Source organism: Halolamina pelagica (assembly GCF_001307315.1).
GTDB lineage: Archaea > Halobacteriota > Halobacteria > Halobacteriales > Haloferacaceae > Halolamina > Halolamina pelagica_B.
This window is the reverse complement of the sequence record NZ_LGUC01000001.1, coordinates 2,582,914-2,600,625: the sequence shown is the minus strand read 5'-3', so window position 1 is coordinate 2,600,625 and position 17,712 is coordinate 2,582,914. Positions and strand designations below refer to the sequence as shown.

Sequence of the window (17,712 nt, the reverse complement as noted above, 5' to 3'; positions counted from 1 at the left end):
CGTATTCACACGACGGCGCCGGGTTACTTATAAATGTTCCGGCGGGCGTCGATTAGATATCGTCACGCTGCGTTACAGCACTCGTCGCCGTCTGGTGATTCGCTAGATATGACTGTAGGGCGGCGGGGTCATAAATGTTCAGCATTCTTCAAATTATGGCATAATTACGGGGATAGGCGACGGATTTATGCGAGCTTCAGAACTGGTCGAAACGACAGTTACCAGGTGAGGCCTTCGTAGACGATTCCGTCTCTGCGATCGATCGCGCGGCGGCCGTCGACGACGACAGGCGTGGCCATGGCGTCGAACTCCTTGTCGAGCAAGGTGATTTCCTCCCAGTCGGTGACGATTAGGGCAGCCGAGGCGCTGTCGAGCGCGGCCGCAGGGCTTTCTGCGTACTGGATGTTGGGGAAGTGCTCGCGCATGTTCTCGGCAGCGATAGGGTCGTAGGCGACGACCTTAGCGCCACGCTGCTGGAGGCCTTCGATGACGGGGATGGCCCGGGAGTTACGGACGTCGTCAGTCCCGGGCTTGAACGCGAGGCCAAGGACGGTGACTCGCTTTCCGCGGACGTCGACGTGGTCGTCCATGAACGAGAGGAGGCGCGTTGGTTGCTCGTCATTCACTTCGGTGGCGGCGTCGAGCATGAGCGGCTCGTACTCGTGCTGACGGGCCGCTGCGCGGATTGCTGCGGTGTCCTTGGGGAAGCAGCTGCCGCCCCAGCCCAAGCCGCTGCGGAGGAACTGCGCACCGATACGGTCGTCGAGGCCGATTGCGTCGGCGACCTCGTAGGCGTCGACGCCGAGCTCCTTGCAGATGTTCCCGATGTCGTTGATCAGGCTGACCTTGGCCGCGAGGAAGGAGTTGTTCGCGTACTTGATCATTTCCGCCGTCCTAGTGTCAGTTTCGACGACCGGGGCATCGGTCTGGTCGATGAGCGGGTCGAACACTTCGTGCATGTCCGCGAGCGCGCGGTCGTCATCGGCGCCGAGGACGACTTTGTCCGGGTCGAGGAAGTCGTGAACTGCAGTTCCCTCTCGGAGGAACTCGGGGTTCATGCCGATACCGAAGTCCTCGCCGGCGATCTTGTTTGATTCTCTCTCGAGGATGGGGGTGATTTTGTCTTCGGTGGAGCCGGGGATAACGGTGCTTTTCACGACGACGGTGTGCCAGTCGTCCTTGTCGGCGAGTGTGGCGCCTAATTGTGCGGCGCCGGTCTCCATGATGGAGAGGTCGATACTGCCGTCGTCGTTCTGCGGCGTCGGGAGACAGAGGAAGGTCGCGTCAGTGTTGAGGAGCTCGGCGTAGTCTGTGGTGGCACGGAGGCGGTTTGTGCTGTTGGAGCCGGCGTGTTTCTCGAGGAGCTCAGGGAGGCCGTCCTCGTGGATTGGCGCTTCGCCGGCGTTGATGGCGTCGACGATCTCTTCGTCGATGTCGACGTTGACGACGTCGTGGCCGAGGTCCGCGAAGCAGGCCGCGATCGTGGTGCCGACGTAGCCGCTGCCGACGACAGAGAGGTGCATGGGGTCGGGTAAGCAAGAGGGTCACTCATAGGTTTGGTTATCCGTGTGAAAAGACATATGGCGGTGTATGGCAACTCCAACATAGTCATGAAAGCTGTCGTACTTGCTGCCGGCGAGGGGACGCGCCTGCGTCCGCTCACGGAAGACAAACCGAAGGGGATGGTCGAGGTCGACGGGAAGCCGATCCTGACCCACTGTTTCGAGCAGTTGGTGGAGCTGGGCGCCGATGAACTGGTGGTGGTGGTTGGCTACCTGAAACAGAACATCATCGAGCACTACGGCGACGAGTTCGAGGGGTGCCGATTACGTACGCCCACCAGCGTGAACAAAAAGGGCTCGCGCATGCGCTGTTAAACGTCGAAGAGCACATTGACGACGACTTCATGCTGATGCTCGGGGACAACATCTTCCAAGCGAATCTGGAAGACGTGGTTCGTCGGCAGCAGGAGGACCGGGCAGATGCGGCGTTCCTCGTGGAGGAGGTTGACTGGGAGGATGCTAGTCGGTACGGGGTGTGTGACACGAATCAATACGGGGAGATTACTGACGTAGTGGAGAAGCCAGAAGAGCCGCCGTCGAACCTGGTGATGACCGGGTTCTACACGTTCAGCCCGGCGATTTTCCACGCGTGTCACCTCGTGCAGCCTTCTAACCGTGGCGAGTACGAAATTTCGGAGGCGATTGACCTGCTGATTCAGAGTGGTCGGACGATCGATGCGATTGGGTTGGAAGGTTGGCGGATCGACGTTGGGTATCCCGAGGATCGAGATGAGGCAGAGGAGCGGTTACAGGGGAAGCAAGTGGAAGCTTGAAGTAGAGATATCTGGTTGAGAACTACCAGACCTTTTCTTCTGTAAGTGATTACCCGATGTAGTAATCGACCGTACGTTCTAGCCCCTCCTCAAAGGTGTATTCCGGATCCCACCCAAGTGCCTCGATCTTCTCAGTTTCCAGCGCATACCGCTGGTCGTGTCCAGCACGGTCTTCAACGAACTCAATGAGATCGTCAGACGCACCGACGGCATTGATGATTGCCTCCGTAACCCCGAGATTGGTTTTCTCCGCGTGGCTCCCAATGTTGTAGACCTCCCCGACCTCGCCCTTACGGAGGACGACATCGAGTGCCCGGCAGTTGTCCTCCACATAAATCCACTCCCGGACGTTTGACCCATCGCCATAGACGGGGAGGTTCTCTCCGTTTGCTGCGTTCAGGATGAACTTGGGGATGAGCTTCTCTGGGTTCTGACGCGGGCCGAAGTTGTTACACGTGCGCGTAATGAGCACAGGAAGATTGTGGGTCGTTTCGTAGCTCTGGGCGAGGTGATCAGCGCCCGCCTTGGTCGCGGAGTAGGGGTTTCGCGGCGAGAGTTTGTCGTCCTCCGAGAATTTCCCGTCAAGGATCTGCCCGTACACTTCGTCCGTCGAGATCTGGAGGAACCGATCGATGTCCGCCTCTTTCGCAGCGTCAAGGAGCACCTGCGTCCCTTCGACGTTCGTCTGGACGAACGGTTTCGCTCCCTCGATCGATCGATCGACGTGAGACTCAGCCGCAAAGTTGACGATTGCGTCGACATCGTCGACGAGGTCACGGACGAGCTCTTCGTTGCGGATGTCACCCTTGACGAACTCGTGACGGGGATTGTCAAGTACGCCTTCGAGGTTGTCTTTTGACCCCGCGTAGGTGAGTGCGTCGAGCGTGACGATCTCGTCGTCTTCGTGTTCAGAAAGGACGTGGTGGACGAAGTTCGACCCGATGAATCCGGCTCCGCCAGTAACGAGAATTCGCATACTATTGGCTTACGAGCGGCACGTATTTACCTTACTGTTGAAAGGTTAGCGTATGCGGCTCCTCGTCGTCGGCGCGAACGGTCTCCTCGGCAGCAACGTCGTTCACACCGCTCAACAGCGTGGCTGGGACGTTCGTGGTACGTATCACTCCGAACGGCCAGCGTTCGATATCCCGCTGGACCAGCACGGTCTCCGGAACTACGACGTATTCAGGAACATCCTTGCGGAACACGAGCCGGAAGCCGTCATCAACTGTGCGGCCATGACCGATGTAGACGCCTGCGAGACGAACCCGGAACTGGCTTACGAACTCAACGGTGAGGCACCTGGTGAGATGGCTGCGGAGTGCCGTCGCGAGAATATTGAGTTCGTCCATATTTCCACAGACTACGTTTTCGACGGAACTGCACGCGTGCCGTACGACGAAACCGACGAAATGAACCCGGTACAGGCCTACGGGGAGTCCAAGTTGGCAGGTGAACAGGCAGTCGAGGAGGTACAAGAGAGCGCTCTGATAGCCCGACTGTCGTTCGTGTGGGGAGTTCATCGCGGAGACGAGGAGCTCACAGGGTTCCCTGCGTGGGTACGTGGGAAGTTCCTCGACGGGGATGACGTGCCGTTGTTTATAGATCAGTGGGTGACTCCAACACGAGCCGGGCAGGCTGCAGACGTGCTGCTCGATCTTGCAGCGCAAGGGGCCGATGGCCTGTTCCATGTCGCCTGCCGCAGCTGTGTTACTCCCTACGAGTTCGGGGAGTTGCTCTCCGAGTACGTCGACGAGGATGCGGATCTTCGAGAGGGGTCTGTCGCCGACGTGGAACGGGAAGCAACAAGGCCGACATACAGCTGTCTGAACGTTGCTCGGCTTGAGTCGACTCTGAATCGGGAACAGCCGACGTTACGAGAAGATATCGAGGCGATAGAGGAAGCGTTCCGCTAGATCTGGTACCGGTCTCGGTGTTCGAGGAAGTGCTCGCGTGCATCCTCGGGGAGGTCGTCGAACCGGAGCACCTCCTGGCAGTCCAGTCCCGGACACTTCATCACGCGGTTGTCCTCGAGTTCGTTCGCCGCGATGACGGTTCCACAGGCCGGGCAGGAGTGGGTGATGATGCGCATGGTTAGAGTTTGAGCTGGGAGTTCTCGCCGACGACGAGTCGTCGACCTTCGGGCAGGAGTTCGTCGGCACTCTCGACGTCGGCGTTCCGGCCGAGGAGGCTGTCGACGATGCGGCCCGAGGCCGAGATCTCGGAGCCGCCGATGACGACGCTGTTCTCGATGTGGATGTTCTCCAGCGTGGAGTCGGCGCCGATTGATGTGTACGGTCCCACGTAGGTTCCGCCCTGGATCGTGACGTTCTCAGCGATCGAGACGGGCCCACGGACGACGGCGCCGGACTCGATGACGGACGAGTCTGCGAGCTCTATCCGGCCGTCGGTTTCGGCGCCGTCTTCGATGACCCCTGCCGTCGTGAGTTCCTTATCCTCGAGGACGAGGCGGTTGGCCTCCAGAATGTCCTCGGGCTTCCCTGTGTCTTTCCACCAGCCGGTCACGACGTGGGAGTCGATCTCGTGGCCGTCTTCGAGGAGGTCCTGAATGGCGTCGGTAATCTCGAGCTCCCCGCGCCAGGACGGCTCGAGGTCGTCGATGGCGTCGAACACCGCCGGAGAGAAGACGTACATCCCGATGAGCGCCAGGTTCGTCGGCGGTTGGTCGGGCTTCTCGATGAGCTCTGTGACGTTGCCCTCGTCGTCGACGTCGGCGATGCCGAACGCCTGAGGGTTGTCGACCTCCTGAAGCGCGATACCCGCCCCATAGTTACCGGCCTCGAAGCTCTCGACGAGCTCGGTAACACCGGACTTCAGGATGTTGTCGCCTAGGTACATCACGAAGTCGTCATCGCCGACGAACTCTCGCGCGCAGCCAGCCGCGTGAGCGAGCCCGAGGGGGTTCCCTTGGACGATGTATGTGATGTCGACGCCGTACTTCGAGCCGTCGCCGAGGAGTTCCTGGATCTCTTCCCGACCTTTGTTTCCGAGGATGACGCCAATTTCGGTGATGCCAGCCTCTTTGATGTCCTCAATCGCGTACTCGAGGACTGGCTTGTTCGCGACGGGGACCAGCTGTTTCGGTCCAGTATGGGTGATCGGACGGAGTCGAGAGCCAGTTCCGCCGGAAAGTAAGACGCCCTTCATGTACTACTCGTGAGGTGGTTCTTCCCAGTCTAAAGGTATTTTGTCTGTGTCGTATGGGATGCGCTCCTCGTCGGGGTTCTCGTAGTCGTAGAGTTCGGTGGGGTAGTTGATGAGGAGGGCGGGTTTGTCGCCGATGGCTTTGAAGCCGTGCCAGCAATCGCCAGGGATGTGGATGAGCTTCTGGTTGTGCTCACCGATGACGAACGTGTTGAGTTCGCCCTGGGTGGGTGAGTCGTCGCGATCGTCGTAGACGCCGACCTTGATGCGACCCTGTGGGCAGACAAAGTGATCGTTCTGTCCTTCGAGGTGGCGGTGCCACGCCCGGATGATTCCGGGGTAAGTCATGGAGTAGTAGGACATGGCTGGGTCGATGTTGTACTCCTCCCAGTCGGTTCGGAATACTTCGACGAGATGGCCGCGTTCGTCAGCATTCACTTGGAGGCTTTTAACCTCTACATCGTGAATCATAATCGACGATATTGCTGTACTGTCTTAGCCTTGTTGAAAATCAGAAAATGATAAATGCTCGTCAGTCAGATAATACCAATAGGTTCATTAATGTTTGCAGTTTTGGTAATTGGCCATGTATTGGAATCTCCTTTCGGTAGATTCCTCCTAGTAATTTGGTCTTTTCTTTTCGGCCGACTTACCTGATCTCTGACTATCATTACAGACGATGGCACGCAACATGTTTCCGAGAGAGTGGTCGTCGCCATCACGAACTACGAGTTTGGTTCAACCGGGTCTTCACCCTGCTCGTAGCAGGAGGTGAATTCAATAATCGGCCTCTAAATAATGCAAAAAAAAAAAATATTAGAATCAAAATCACCAGTTGGCTAGGATAATCCTAAACAGATGTTATAATTCTAGTCAACTAATGAACCGCATCCCTCTTTCTGCGTATTCCTTGAGTGGGCTCGGTAGTTGTTGTATAATTAGTTCCGTTTCTTCTGGGGACACAACAGAGAATTTTAACAAGAGTATACTATAAACAATAAATCCAACCGGAGGTACTATAACGAGTGATACAATTGATGAATTAATAGCTGAGGTAAGGCCAAAAATAACTCCAGTGGCAATGATTGCAACAGCTGTAATTCTCATAAGCCGAAGATCATTTATCGGGTTAAATCCGATTCTGAGTGCAGCGAGGATATGGAGTATCAACATTGAGCCGTAACCAATACTCGTTGCAATAGCTGCCCCTACCATACCGAAAGAAGGTATCAACAGTGCATTCAAACACAAATTAACCAGTGAGGCAGTACCAGTCGCCATAATCAGTATCTTAAGTTGACCTTTTCCTTGTCCAATAGCGAATATTGGACGGGCAAGTGCGAAACCCAAAACACCCGGGAGTAACAAGAGAAGGGGTAGAATAGCAGCATCAAATTCAGGGCCGTAATAGATTGGGATAAAATCATGTGCCAGTGCTGCTAGGCCGATCATTAAAAGAAGTACGAGAGAGAGGTTATATCGCGTGGTTTGAGATGCTAAACTCGTAATCCGGTCTGTGCGGTCGTTTGACCACAATCCCGAAGACGAATGGAGAAGTACCATCTGGAGCACATTCGGCACCAACCAAAGAAATTCAGCGACTACGAGTGCCGCCTTATAGTACCCAGTCGCTTGATCTCCAGTAAGTAGTCTGAGGAAAATTATATCGATATGATAAAGAGACGCTGTCAAGAATATCAGAATGATACTAAGACCATTAAACGATAGTAATTGTCTTTTAGGAAAACTGGTAGGTATCTGTATAAAAACCGCTCGGAGGTCCAAGTGTTTAAACAAAACTGTGTATCCAAGGATAGAAACAATCAGGGTTGACATTATATGACCAACAAGAACGCCAACGATTCCATATCCGGTGTATACAAGATATAATCCAACAACAGCAAAGAGTGTCTTTTTTAATACATTTAATGGCTCACTTCGATTTTCGAGCCCAAGTCCCATCAACCCCCCACGAGCGACGGAATTCATCTGGCGACCAACTATCAAAACTCCTATGAGAAAAAAGTAGATCTTGAAGCCATCTCCAAAAAGATAGTCAGGTAGACCAGACCATGAGATAGCCGTATAGATTAATGCACCAATGATTGCCAATACGAAAGCTAGCCTAAAATAAAATACAAAGACATGTTCAGTCCAATTGGCTTCATTTCGATCCTCGGCAATGTATTTTCGAGTCCCATCAAAAATTCCTGCATTAATAATTATCATTGTAACACCAAGTATTGACAAAAGAAATGCATAGTCACCATATTGTGAACTACCAAGTAAACGAGCGAGAATTGGAGTTATGATCACCCCCAGGAATAATGTAGCAACTTTCGAACCAAGGATAGAAACAAACCCCGAATGATGTCAACCCCCATTGATGGTGAGAATTAAATGAAGATATGTTATTTTATAGCCTTATAGAAAACTTCACTTCCCCTACTGCTGCGGAGTCGCTCAACTGTAAAACCGAACTCTCGCAATCGGTTCTCTATGTCTTCTGCTGAACTTCCGAAATTTTCAACAGAAGGCCGCTTATCCACTCCCGGTAAATGAACCTCGCAGTATACCGTTCGGCAACTGGGGCGGAGAGTGACTTTTCTAACCCCTCAAGAACAAGCGGCTCTGATCCCTCCACGTCTATCTTAACTACATTCGGTGCAGGTATCTTACCACCAGCAATGAGATGATCCCCAGTCGTGGTTGGGACTTCGATCGTAGCTTCTGACTCGTTTGCTTCTATCGATGATGACCCATAACCCACATCATCTTCAGTTGGCTGACTGAATTCGATATTCCCAACAGAATCCGACAACGCCACGTCCAGGATCTCTACATTCTGTAGTTGGTTTCGAGCGACATCTTGTTTCAACAGGTCGAGATTCGGGGGTACGGTTCAAACGCGATCACCTCTACATCTGGACAGGCTTTCGCTGCAAAAAGCGTGTACAGGCCCGTATTCGCTCCAACATCGTATACAACGTCGCCTTCCTTAATCTCGTTAATGAAATCTCTAAGCTCCTGTTTTTCAGATTTAAAACGATTTTGATTACGTTTCACCACCGTGGGTGTCGGAGCAGAAAATGTGACAGTATGATTAGCCAGAGTGAAGGAGTACTGCCCACGGACAGACTTTGATTTACTGTATACGTCTGATTGTAATTTCCCAAGAACTCTCCGAAGAAGGGTTGTTGCACCTTCCTCTTGATAGATGGTTATGCCCCGTCTGATGACAGATGTCACAATTAGAATTAGATTATTATAGTAGGTTCATATCTGTTTTGGTCGGGTTTTGTCATAAGGCAATCAACTGATATATATCCGATCAAAGTAGGTAGATTCTCTCAGCCAATGTATATGCCATTAGACTGTGCGACAAATCGAAGAATCTTGTCTGCTGCTACTCAACGCGGTCAACTCCGAGTATACTGTATGGACATGAGATTGAGTTTACTGATGGTTTATTATAACTACTACACTTTTGTATTTTCTTGAAAATTGTAGGAGAAACCGGGGCATCGACGTTGGGAGAAGTGGGCGATTTATGAGTTTGAAGTATCATTGCTTGAGAGGTGTTCGGCGACGGCTAACCATTCTCTTGGACGGCCACCCTGAATTTGAGAATTGAGGCTCAATTAGAGGACTGTGGTGCTATTGCGACGCTGTTGGTTGACCCGGCCAAGAGCGCGGCCCTTGGCGAGAAAGTCAGGTAAAAGTGTTAGAAATTATATAGGGCACAATCTGTAAACGGCGGTCAAATGACCTCACAAGCGCTCCACAGCTTCGGTTTCAAATAGACGGCTCTGATGAATCGCCATACTGCGGTTGATTTGGCTATGTTGCGGCACGGTTGATGTTATGCACGGCACATTTCAAGACGAGTTCACGAAATTCTCGGTACAGCATTCTCGCGCAGGCACGGCGTTGCCGTGCGTGCGCTTGATCGACGGGAAGACGGTCTCACACATCGATCTTTGCCGGTAGCGAGGCCCATCGACCCGCGCGTTATGCACGTGGTCGATGGGTAGAAGATGCGACGTTTAATCAGCGGCTTCACGTCCTCTTTCCGCAATTTCTCGCGTAATTGCATCCAGTAAAGCCCCTTGTCAGCAGCGAGGCTGGTCAGGTCGGCTGCGTTGTGGCAGGCGACCTGCCAGCCGAGCTGTGTGTCGTGCATTTTCTCGGTCATACAGTGAACGTCGAGGCTAGCTTGACTCTCTATATCGACGAGTGCCGTCGCTTTCAGTGTTTGAACGCGATAATTCGTCCGGCGGCAGTAGTGCTTGCTGGCGTTTTCGCGGTCGAAGAACGTCAGGTCGATGGCGGCGTGACCCGAGGGGTCGTGCAGCTGCAGCACAGGCGCAGCAGCACTCGCCAGACCTCCATCTCGAACCTATCAAAAGCCTTTACCAGCGTCGAATGGTCAGGGAGATCGACCTCTTTGAGGCCGATCTCCCCACAATTATGCGGCATCTCGCTCAACAGATCGAATGCGTTGGGGTACGATTCATCGAGGTAAATTCCGCAGACAGTGCAGCGAGACGAGGGGGTAGTCGACGAAGCCGCCACCCCCTTCGGGGGCGGCGACTTTGCCTCGGCCACCAACAGCATTTTTAGCTAACGTAACCGCTTTGCTCGTGAAGCCGGAGATCTTCGACATGACCTATCGCAAATTTCCCGCTTCATCTTCCAAGTTCTAACGGTTGGAACCGACGTTGTCTAGTGATTCACCAGAGCCAAATAGACCTATCTGACTCTTCGAAACAGCTCTTAGAGACTACCTGACCGTAGTATCTGACGGCAACGTAGAAAGGGTCGGCAATGAGTTTTCTGAGTTCTTCAAATGACTTCTATTGAAGTGACAGAGAAGTTTTCCCCATGATGGGTATAATCCGCGTGCCGGGATTCTGCTCGTGGCGGACAACTATGGCTCCCATCCCGCAAGGTTCACCCAACAATGGGCCGACGAACTCGGCATCGAGTTCGTCTTCATTCCGCCCCATTCGCCGACATTGAACGGGATCGAACCGTTCTGTAAGAGCCTCAAACGAGAGGTGTCACCAGAGATTTATGAATGCGAAGACCACTTCTGAGAGTTCTTCACCGAAATATTTCTTCAATTAAGTCACCGCGTCAGCTTTGCCACCGACTGGATCGAAACATTCCTCCCGAATAGCCAAAGGTTGTGCTGATTACTCTTAGAACTCCCTTTTCTCCGGTGCCGTTAGTAACTTTACTGCACGAATTAGTGTTTCTGCAACTGCCACTCCGAATAAGTACACTGACAACAGCACTAAGCCAATGTATTTTTGCACAGCATATCGCGGATTCCACCGCATCCTCAGCAGGATCTCATAGACTCGCTTCGCCTTCATATCCGCTTTATGTGGATACTGTTTGAAATACTGCGAGTCGACTGGGAAAGTGGAATCAAGGTGATTAACGTTTATTCCCGCCTTCCAAGTAGCGTAATCGAAACTCAATTGGTCTCGCTCGGGCCCACTGTTGTACTCCTCCCACCACAGATTCATCGTCATAACAATATCTGGTTCCTGGTGCTTCCTTACAAGAATTCGCGTTTCACTGAGACCGTTGTTTTTCGGATAATTTTCACGGCGATACTGGTCCATCTTTTCACTTGTCGCCCTCTCTTCTACGATACCCATATTCAAACAGACGTCTGCCTCCCTGTATATGCAATTCCGGTCTGGATGCATGGGGACGGCTAAATCACTTTCTTGTAGCAACTGCTCGGCTAATGCAGATACCTCTCCGACAATGACAATATTCCCGTCGACCCATAGACTCATTTTGTGTTCGGGGAACAGCTTGTGAGGATGTATTTTTATATACCCACTTTTGAGCTTGTCCGAGAGGTCTGGAAGCTCTATCTCACGCGTCTCCCAGCCGCTGGGTATCGAATCTGGACGATCGGTAAAACAAATATAGTCTATATCCTCTTCTGGTTTAACTGGGTTGACAACAACGTCATAGTCACCAAAGACTGCGGTATAAACCACTAATGACTCGCTCATTTAATAGCCTTGTACAACGTAGTAGTTACACATCAAATATAAATTGTATGGTTGTAAGTATGAGTGGGGGGGGGGGTGCCGATACAGGAATCCCAAATCGTTTTTAACCGCAGCGAGGTGATTTAGGGTGATGGAACAGACCCGGTCCGAGAACGCAACTCACAGCCCGACTGTTTCTGCTGTTATAATAAACTACAATACTGCGGAGTTAACGAAGCGATGTGTTGATTCACTGGAAGAGTCAGCGTATCCAATAACCGAAATATTAGTCGTTGACAATGCATCGGACGAAGCCGATCAAGACAAGCTCACCGCCTCGCTTTCGCACACTGATCTCCACTTCCTGTCCGAGAACAGGGGCTTTGCAGGTGGCTGTAACTACGGGGTAAGAAAGGCGACGGGCGATTACATTTTCTTTTTAAATTCTGATGCCGTCATTATATCCGACACCGTCACCAAACTTGTTGAGGACCTGAAGTTGTCAAGTGTTGGTGCGGTCGTTCCACAGGTTCGATTAGAACATGACCACGATCTAATAGACAAGGGCATCGGTGCGCTTGACGAACTTGGATTCGGGTGGCATCCACATCATCTTCGTCCAGTTGGGGCTGAAGAGGTACCGGATGAGACTTGCGAGACACTCTGGGGGTCGGGCTGTGCTATGCTTGTTGACTGCGCTGTGTTCGACGAGCTAGGTGGCTTCGATGAAGACTTTTTTATGTATGTTGAGGACCTTGAGTTCTGTCTCAGGCTCCAAGAGGATGGCTGGACGGTTCTTTACGAACCCGATTCGGTCGTTTTCCACGGGTTCTCCCAAAGTGTCAAGCAAAAAGTTGACTACGGGAAGAACAGCTTCCAGATATACCACCAGAACATCAACAGGGCAAAAATGCTGACAAAGCACTTCCCGCTGACACTGCTGGCAAAAGGGCTCCCAATACTTATTTTGAGTTTTCTTTATTGGAACCTCATTCTAGCCTGGCGGGATGGAATCGTCCAAGCGACGCGTGCCTTCTCGTGTGAGTTGCAGTACGCTGTTCGGGGACTCCGCGAACGGGAAGCTGGTCGTAACATGGAGTGGACGACCGAAATTCAGAGCAAGTCGTTCGCTGAGTACGTTGGAATCGGGTTGGACAAAGAAGATTTCTATAAAACAGTGAAAGACGATAATGAGTGAAGTATCCCATGATACACCAATATTCCAAGTGATATATGTATATGCAACAGTGTATCAGTTAATTGGCCACAAAATGAGTCCGAGACATGAGATCGACTGAAAAATATATTATATGTCTAGCGTTCGCGATTTTTGGAGTGACGGTTGCATTATATACCTTCCTAGGCACGCCATTTCCTAGACCGCCGTTCGTCTACGTGGGCGTTGCAACCACGCTCATTTTGTTTCTCTTTGGAGTCATGACCGGGGAAAAACAATCAAATACCCCATACCTTCTTGGAACTCTTTTGTTGAGCTTCTTCTTGCGAGCGGGACCATTCGTGCATATTGCAACAGGGGAACCGATGTGCAGAATTGGGCGGGAAAAGCAGGCCGCTGGGCAAATGAAGGATTTGTACAAGGGAGCGGAATGTATCACGCATCTCCGCTTTTCATCATTGAGTTGGTTATCGGTAAGTTAGTTGCTGGCGACGGAATCGTTGTGCCATTTGGTGTCCGCTTATACGATGCAGGCGGCATTACAATTGCTGTCGCTGCGTTCACACCAGTCCTCATCTATGGAGTCGGGTCTAGGAATCTTTTCAGCAAAGATGCTGCACTTGTCGCTGCTATTCTCTCAGTTCCGTTCCCTCTTTTTCTTCGCAGTTCAACAATCACACAATCAGAGCATTTAGCAGTTCCTTTATTTCTAGTGGTTCTAATTGTGTTATTGGCGGCCATTGGCGGCGCCGACAGACGATACAATATCCTCGCAGTAGGATTGCTGCTCAGTGTTGTCTGGGTGCATTTCTTTTATGCGACAGTAATCATTTCAATTAGCACTGGCATCCTTCTTGGGTGTTACTTTCTCAGATGGTTAGGAATGGCGAGTGATGCTGGCCATCAAAATCGGTGGATTGCAATCATTGTCGCACCCGTGCTATTACTGCTAATTCACATTCTCTGGAGTGCGTGGCGATCCCCAGCCATAGGGGTTCTCATGAGCGTTTTCACGTTTCAGTTTCCCGCAAATCCTTTGGAACTCATTCTTCCGTCATCAGGGCAGGCGAGTCAAAGCGTTGGGAGAAACGTTGAAAGCGGAGTTACATTAAGCGCGCCGTTAAGAGCTATTAAGTATTATCCCTTGCTGTACACCTGTGGACTTGGGGTGGGCGGCGGAATTGTGTATCTCTGGGCTCGGCTTGTTCGTCAGCGCGATATCATCAAGACACCATTCATTGTTGCTATGCTCTCAGCAGGCCTTCTAACAGTAGGTGCATTGATTGCAAGTATCAACTTCAAACTCCACTATCGCATGTTTTACTTTATTGGGCCACTCTTAATACTCGGTGGCAGCGTCTTCTTTATATATGTCCGGGATACGCTGCCAACGGGCGCATTAAAGCGCGCGACTGTTGCGATTTTGTTGATTACCGCAGGCGGATACGCTGCAGCATCTCCAATTTCACCACTTGGCAACGATATTGACAATCCATTAATCGACATGAACCGTGTGTACACTAACGCGGAGTGGGACCAATATATGGCCATCGAGCGATTCAATCCCAATGATGCCGCCTCGACTGAGCGATTGGAAACGGACGTCAAGAACACTATGCATGGTCCTCTCGGCGAATCCCATCTCACAATCACAGACAACGCATGTGGAAACAAAAGCCAGATATGGGCAAGTGAATACTATGTGTGTAACACACGACAGAGTTAAAAATGAAATAATCCGATGATATGATATGAGTGAAGATTCAGGGTTACTTGATTCCATACGGGATCAGCTTACGAAGCATGCTCTCCCCTACTATTCGTTTGCAATCAATCGGTGGAATAGGTTCCAACAGTCTTCTCGGGGAGACATTCCTAAGTTACATTTGAATGGCCGTGATGTCGTTATCGTCGTTATTGATTGTCTGCGAGCCGATCGCCTCTCGCGCACCGGTTACCATCGACAAACGACCCCATTCTTAGATACAATTGATATGCACCGGACAGCTGTATCTGCTGCACCCTGGACATATGCGGCAGTTCCTAGCATCCTCTCGGGGCTATTCCCACATAACCACGGCGCGGGATACGTCGGTGATTACCGGGATCGTGGATCTGATGATGGTGAAATGACCTCATTGCTGGATGAAACGATATTGCTACCCGAATTGTTTGATGCTGCTGGCTATGAGACATATTTCTCAACGGCGATTGCCACCGCAGAGCTTTCTGTTCGCGGACATCTTCCACACTGTAAGATTGCACATGAGACGCCTGCGGACGAACTTGTTTCAGAGTTTCTTGAATGGTGGGAACAGACTGAAGGACCTCGATTCTCCTATCTTCATCTCGGTGATTTACATGAGCCTCTTACGGTACCAAACGAGAAACCGTTCGGTGATATTCCGGACGTAGACGGGTTGCGCCGATGGAGATATCAACAGGCAAACTTTGGCCCTGGGTTTAATCAGTATCGGGAAGCCCGAAAGAAATTATATGATACGGCACTCTATTTTGTAGATCAGCAATTAAACCGGCTCATGTCACACCTTCCAGATGATGCACTCGTCGTAATAACAAGCGACCACGGAGAGGAGATGTGGGACCGAGTCGAATTAAGCGAACAATATTTCGCTGGGAAACGAGGTATCTATGGGGTTGGGCACGGACACGCTCTCATCCCAGAAGTGCTTGATGTCCCGTTGTTTATGGATGGAGTCAAAGCAGCTGATGGTGTTGTCTCCACAGTGGATATCGCCCCGAACATTCTCTCTGAATCAGGTGTCGAAGATCCCTCCAGCTTGCAGTTTGATGGCCAACAATTCTCGGAGATTATGGAGGAGCGCGTGGCACATGCAGGCGAAATTGGACATGGGTTGGACCAACAGGCGGTCGTCACCGACCGATGGATGCTGACGAGAGTGTCAGAGTCCGATGATTACATCCTTATTGACCGCGAATGTGGCGAAGTCACAGAAAACAAGGGTGTTGTTGAGTCGTTGAACAAACACTTCCCAAACCGTGGTCATTCAGGCCCTCAACAAGAGATTGATAAAGAAACACAGGATCGGCTGTCTGATCTGGGCTATATTTCATAGGCCCTATTGAACAAAGGTTCGCCCCAATATCATCTACTGACTTCATCGCTCACTTGTGTGTCTGTCCGCACTCCACAGAACCCAAACCAATCCAGTCTTACTTTCGCTAAGGTATGGGATTTTGACCTTGGTCAGCAGAAATCATTTCGTGTGACCTTCTAGGCTTGACTAACCATCGCGGTACGAGATGCTACTGAAGACATATGATGGAAACTCTCTCGATAGTACGGTATGTTCATTTCATTTTCAACCTTTATACCCAAGTGCTTCTAACCGCCGTTCAATTTCTTCGTCCACGTCGCCCTCCCCCGCAGCCTCTGGGCTGTTCTCGACGCGTATCCGCTGTTTGACGTGTGCTTCTAGTTCGGCCTCAAGCGACCGGGCTGTCGTTTCGGTAACTCGTATTTCTTCCGTGTAGGGGTCCCACTCACAAAAGCACACATCCTCGCTGGTCCAGAGGGCGTATCGCCGGAGATGGCTATTGACGTCTTCCCCACGAACCTGTGAGAACACTCTTCGGTCGTCTTCAAGATCTTCTAATAGCGACAGCTCAACTTCGCGGCCGGCAACCGCCTCTGCAGTCGGAACGACATCTAGCGTACTCGCAGGCGCCTTCACTACCTCGCTGCGGCCACCTGGCGGCCGCACCATGAGCGGCACCTTCGTAATCTCCTCATGCAGATACCGCGGATGCTCGTAATAGCCATGTTCTCCGAAGGCATCCCCATGATCGGACGTTACAATCAACAGCGACTCCTCCAGTAACTCACGCTCCCGAAGCTCGTTCAAGAACTCCCCGATCCGCATGTCGTTGTACCGAATCTCCCCGTCGTAGAGATTAACCAACAGCTTCCGCTCCTCTTCAGTAATCGACTCTGGATTGTCGATAGCCTGCTGATACAGCGACTGCGCATCACGTCCTGACAGTCCATCATCCGCGTACAGCGTTGCGTACTCCCCCGGCGGCTCGTACGGTCCGTGGGTGTCCATGTAGTGGTTCCAGAGGAAGAACGGCTGGTCCTCCTCCAACGAATCCACCCAGTTCAACGACCGTTCGTTGATCTCCTCAGCACGGGCGTAATGCCGATTCCGGAGCTTGTCCAGCGCCCGCTGGGCCAGCGCGATCAGTTTGTGCTGGCCCAGATGGAGGTCGTCGTCGAAGTGGTCAAACCCCTCGTCGAATCCATACGCTCGCGAGACGAACGGGTTCGAGTGGAATCCACCAGTCGCGAACCCCCTCTCGGAGAGCGTCGACGCCACCGTCTCCGTCGCGAGGTGATACCCCGAATCGACGGCGACGTCGGGGTACTCCCCGGTCAAAAGGGCCGGAACAGCCTCACGCGTGTGCGAGCTCGCACTGTACGCGTTCGTGAACCGGATACTCTCCTCCGCCAGCTCGTCGAGGACAGGAGTCGTTTCTCGTTCGTAGCCGTAACAGGAGAGGTGGTCCGCTCGCAGCGCGTCGGCCGAGAGCAGGATTACGTTCTCCCAGTCCGCAGTCATCGTGAAGGAGAAAGACCACTACGTGGCTAATAACTTTGCGTTCCGACCTATCGAGAAGCAAACCACTCAGCCGTGTCACCAGTTCCGAAACCGCTCCACGTCGACCCGGAGCATCGGCTCGTCCTGATGGCGCTCCGCGTAGAGCATTCCCACGAGGAAGTAGACGCCGACCATCACGGCCGCCAATCGGTAGGAGTCACTCGCATCCGCCTTGTCGAACAGCGGGTGGAGCCAGAACACATACCCGAATGCCGAGTGGCCCAGGTTTCGCAACGCGGTCTCGTAGACGGGGCTCACCCGCCAGAAGTCCGGCATCATCGCCCAGACGCAGCTGGCGACCGAGAGCGCCATGAAGTACCGGGTACGGACAGGGAGGTACGCAAGGAGGAGGGTCATACACAACGCGCCGAACGC

Annotated in this window: 16 protein-coding genes and 2 pseudogenes; 6 read left to right on the top strand and 12 right to left on the bottom strand. The window is 52.2% G+C overall.

What is annotated here, in order from left to right:
• Nucleotides 1-218 precede the first annotated feature (218 nt).
• Nucleotides 219-1,523, bottom strand: coding sequence for a UDP-glucose 6-dehydrogenase AglM (gene aglM, locus SY89_RS13540; RefSeq protein ID WP_054582631.1), 1,305 nt, complete (start codon nucleotides 1,521-1,523; stop codon nucleotides 219-221).
• 87 nt (nucleotides 1,524-1,610) lie between these two features.
• On the opposite strand from aglM, the pseudogene aglF reads away from it, so the two are divergent.
• Nucleotides 1,611-2,335, top strand: a pseudogene (aglF, locus tag SY89_RS13535) (UTP--glucose-1-phosphate uridylyltransferase AglF).
• Nucleotides 2,336-2,384: 49 nt separating this feature from the next.
• Here aglF and rfbB read toward each other — a convergent pair.
• Nucleotides 2,385-3,311 carry a dTDP-glucose 4,6-dehydratase gene (gene rfbB, locus SY89_RS13530; protein ID WP_054582630.1) on the bottom strand — a complete coding sequence of 309 codons (927 nt, stop codon included), beginning with the start codon at nucleotides 3,309-3,311 and terminating at the stop codon, nucleotides 2,385-2,387.
• 52 nt (nucleotides 3,312-3,363) lie between these two features.
• Here rfbB and rfbD point away from each other — a divergent pair, with 52 nt between their 5' ends.
• Nucleotides 3,364-4,251: a dTDP-4-dehydrorhamnose reductase gene (gene rfbD, locus SY89_RS13525; protein ID WP_054584623.1), complete on the top strand. Its 888-nt coding sequence runs from the start codon at nucleotides 3,364-3,366 to the stop codon at nucleotides 4,249-4,251.
• On the opposite strand, the gene SY89_RS13520 is transcribed toward rfbD, so the two are convergent.
• The 7 genes and pseudogenes from SY89_RS13520 to SY89_RS13505 form a co-directional block, all read right to left on the bottom strand.
• Nucleotides 4,248-4,427: a hypothetical protein gene (locus SY89_RS13520; protein ID WP_054582629.1), complete on the bottom strand. Its 180-nt coding sequence runs from the start codon at nucleotides 4,425-4,427 to the stop codon at nucleotides 4,248-4,250. The genes rfbD and SY89_RS13520 overlap by 4 nt on opposite strands.
• A 2-nt stretch (nucleotides 4,428-4,429) precedes the next feature.
• A complete protein-coding gene (locus SY89_RS13515) occupies nucleotides 4,430-5,503 on the bottom strand; it encodes a glucose-1-phosphate thymidylyltransferase (RefSeq protein ID WP_054584622.1) in 1,074 nt (357 codons plus the stop codon).
• Between the two features lie 3 nt (nucleotides 5,504-5,506).
• A complete protein-coding gene (locus SY89_RS13510; RefSeq protein WP_054584621.1) occupies nucleotides 5,507-5,971 on the bottom strand; it encodes a dTDP-4-dehydrorhamnose 3,5-epimerase family protein in 465 nt (154 codons plus the stop codon).
• A 402-nt stretch (nucleotides 5,972-6,373) separates the two neighbouring features.
• Nucleotides 6,374-7,852 carry an oligosaccharide flippase family protein gene (locus SY89_RS16140; RefSeq protein WP_080506714.1) on the bottom strand — a complete coding sequence of 493 codons (1,479 nt, stop codon included), beginning with the start codon at nucleotides 7,850-7,852 and terminating at the stop codon, nucleotides 6,374-6,376.
• 145 nt (nucleotides 7,853-7,997) lie between these two features.
• Complete coding sequence (locus SY89_RS16135; RefSeq protein WP_189319175.1) at nucleotides 7,998-8,378, bottom strand: FkbM family methyltransferase; 381 nt, start codon at nucleotides 8,376-8,378, stop codon at nucleotides 7,998-8,000.
• Complete coding sequence (locus SY89_RS16750) at nucleotides 8,375-8,749, bottom strand: class I SAM-dependent methyltransferase (RefSeq protein ID WP_144427230.1); 375 nt, start codon at nucleotides 8,747-8,749, stop codon at nucleotides 8,375-8,377. The genes SY89_RS16135 and SY89_RS16750 overlap by 4 nt, the downstream gene beginning before the upstream one ends.
• A 591-nt stretch (nucleotides 8,750-9,340) precedes the next feature.
• Nucleotides 9,341-10,166, bottom strand: a pseudogene (locus tag SY89_RS13505) (IS5 family transposase).
• 244 nt (nucleotides 10,167-10,410) lie between these two features.
• On the opposite strand from SY89_RS13505, the gene SY89_RS19710 reads away from it, so the two are divergent.
• Nucleotides 10,411-10,599, top strand: a complete 189-nt coding sequence (locus tag SY89_RS19710; protein ID WP_080506712.1) for a transposase — start codon at nucleotides 10,411-10,413, stop codon at nucleotides 10,597-10,599.
• Nucleotides 10,600-10,704: 105 nt separating this feature from the next.
• Here SY89_RS19710 and SY89_RS16125 read toward each other — a convergent pair whose 3' ends face one another.
• Nucleotides 10,705-11,541: a glycosyltransferase domain-containing protein gene (locus SY89_RS16125; protein ID WP_080506711.1), complete on the bottom strand. Its 837-nt coding sequence runs from the start codon at nucleotides 11,539-11,541 to the stop codon at nucleotides 10,705-10,707.
• Nucleotides 11,542-11,671: 130 nt separating this feature from the next.
• Here SY89_RS16125 and SY89_RS16120 point away from each other — a divergent pair, with 130 nt between their 5' ends.
• The 3 genes from SY89_RS16120 to SY89_RS16115 all read left to right on the top strand — a co-directional run bounded on the left by SY89_RS16120 (nucleotide 11,672) and on the right by SY89_RS16115 (nucleotide 15,795).
• Nucleotides 11,672-12,718 carry a glycosyltransferase family 2 protein gene (locus SY89_RS16120; RefSeq protein ID WP_080506710.1) on the top strand — a complete coding sequence of 349 codons (1,047 nt, stop codon included), beginning with the start codon at nucleotides 11,672-11,674 and terminating at the stop codon, nucleotides 12,716-12,718.
• 346 nt (nucleotides 12,719-13,064) lie between these two features.
• A complete protein-coding gene (locus SY89_RS16745) occupies nucleotides 13,065-14,423 on the top strand; it encodes a hypothetical protein (RefSeq protein WP_144427229.1) in 1,359 nt (452 codons plus the stop codon).
• A gap of 25 nt (nucleotides 14,424-14,448) precedes the next feature.
• Entirely contained in the window at nucleotides 14,449-15,795 is a 1,347-nt protein-coding gene (locus tag SY89_RS16115; protein ID WP_080506709.1) for a sulfatase-like hydrolase/transferase, read from the top strand.
• Nucleotides 15,796-16,041: 246 nt separating this feature from the next.
• Here the strand turns inward: SY89_RS16115 and SY89_RS13490 are convergent, their stop codons facing one another.
• Together SY89_RS13490 and SY89_RS13485 are read right to left on the bottom strand one after the other, a co-directional pair.
• Nucleotides 16,042-17,298, bottom strand: coding sequence for a sulfatase (locus tag SY89_RS13490; protein ID WP_054584618.1), 1,257 nt, complete (start codon nucleotides 17,296-17,298; stop codon nucleotides 16,042-16,044).
• Nucleotides 17,299-17,373: 75 nt separating this feature from the next.
• On the bottom strand, nucleotides 17,374-17,694 hold the full coding sequence (locus SY89_RS13485; protein ID WP_144427228.1) for a hypothetical protein: 321 nt from the start codon (nucleotides 17,692-17,694) through the stop codon (nucleotides 17,374-17,376).
• Nucleotides 17,695-17,712: the final 18 nt, after the last annotated feature.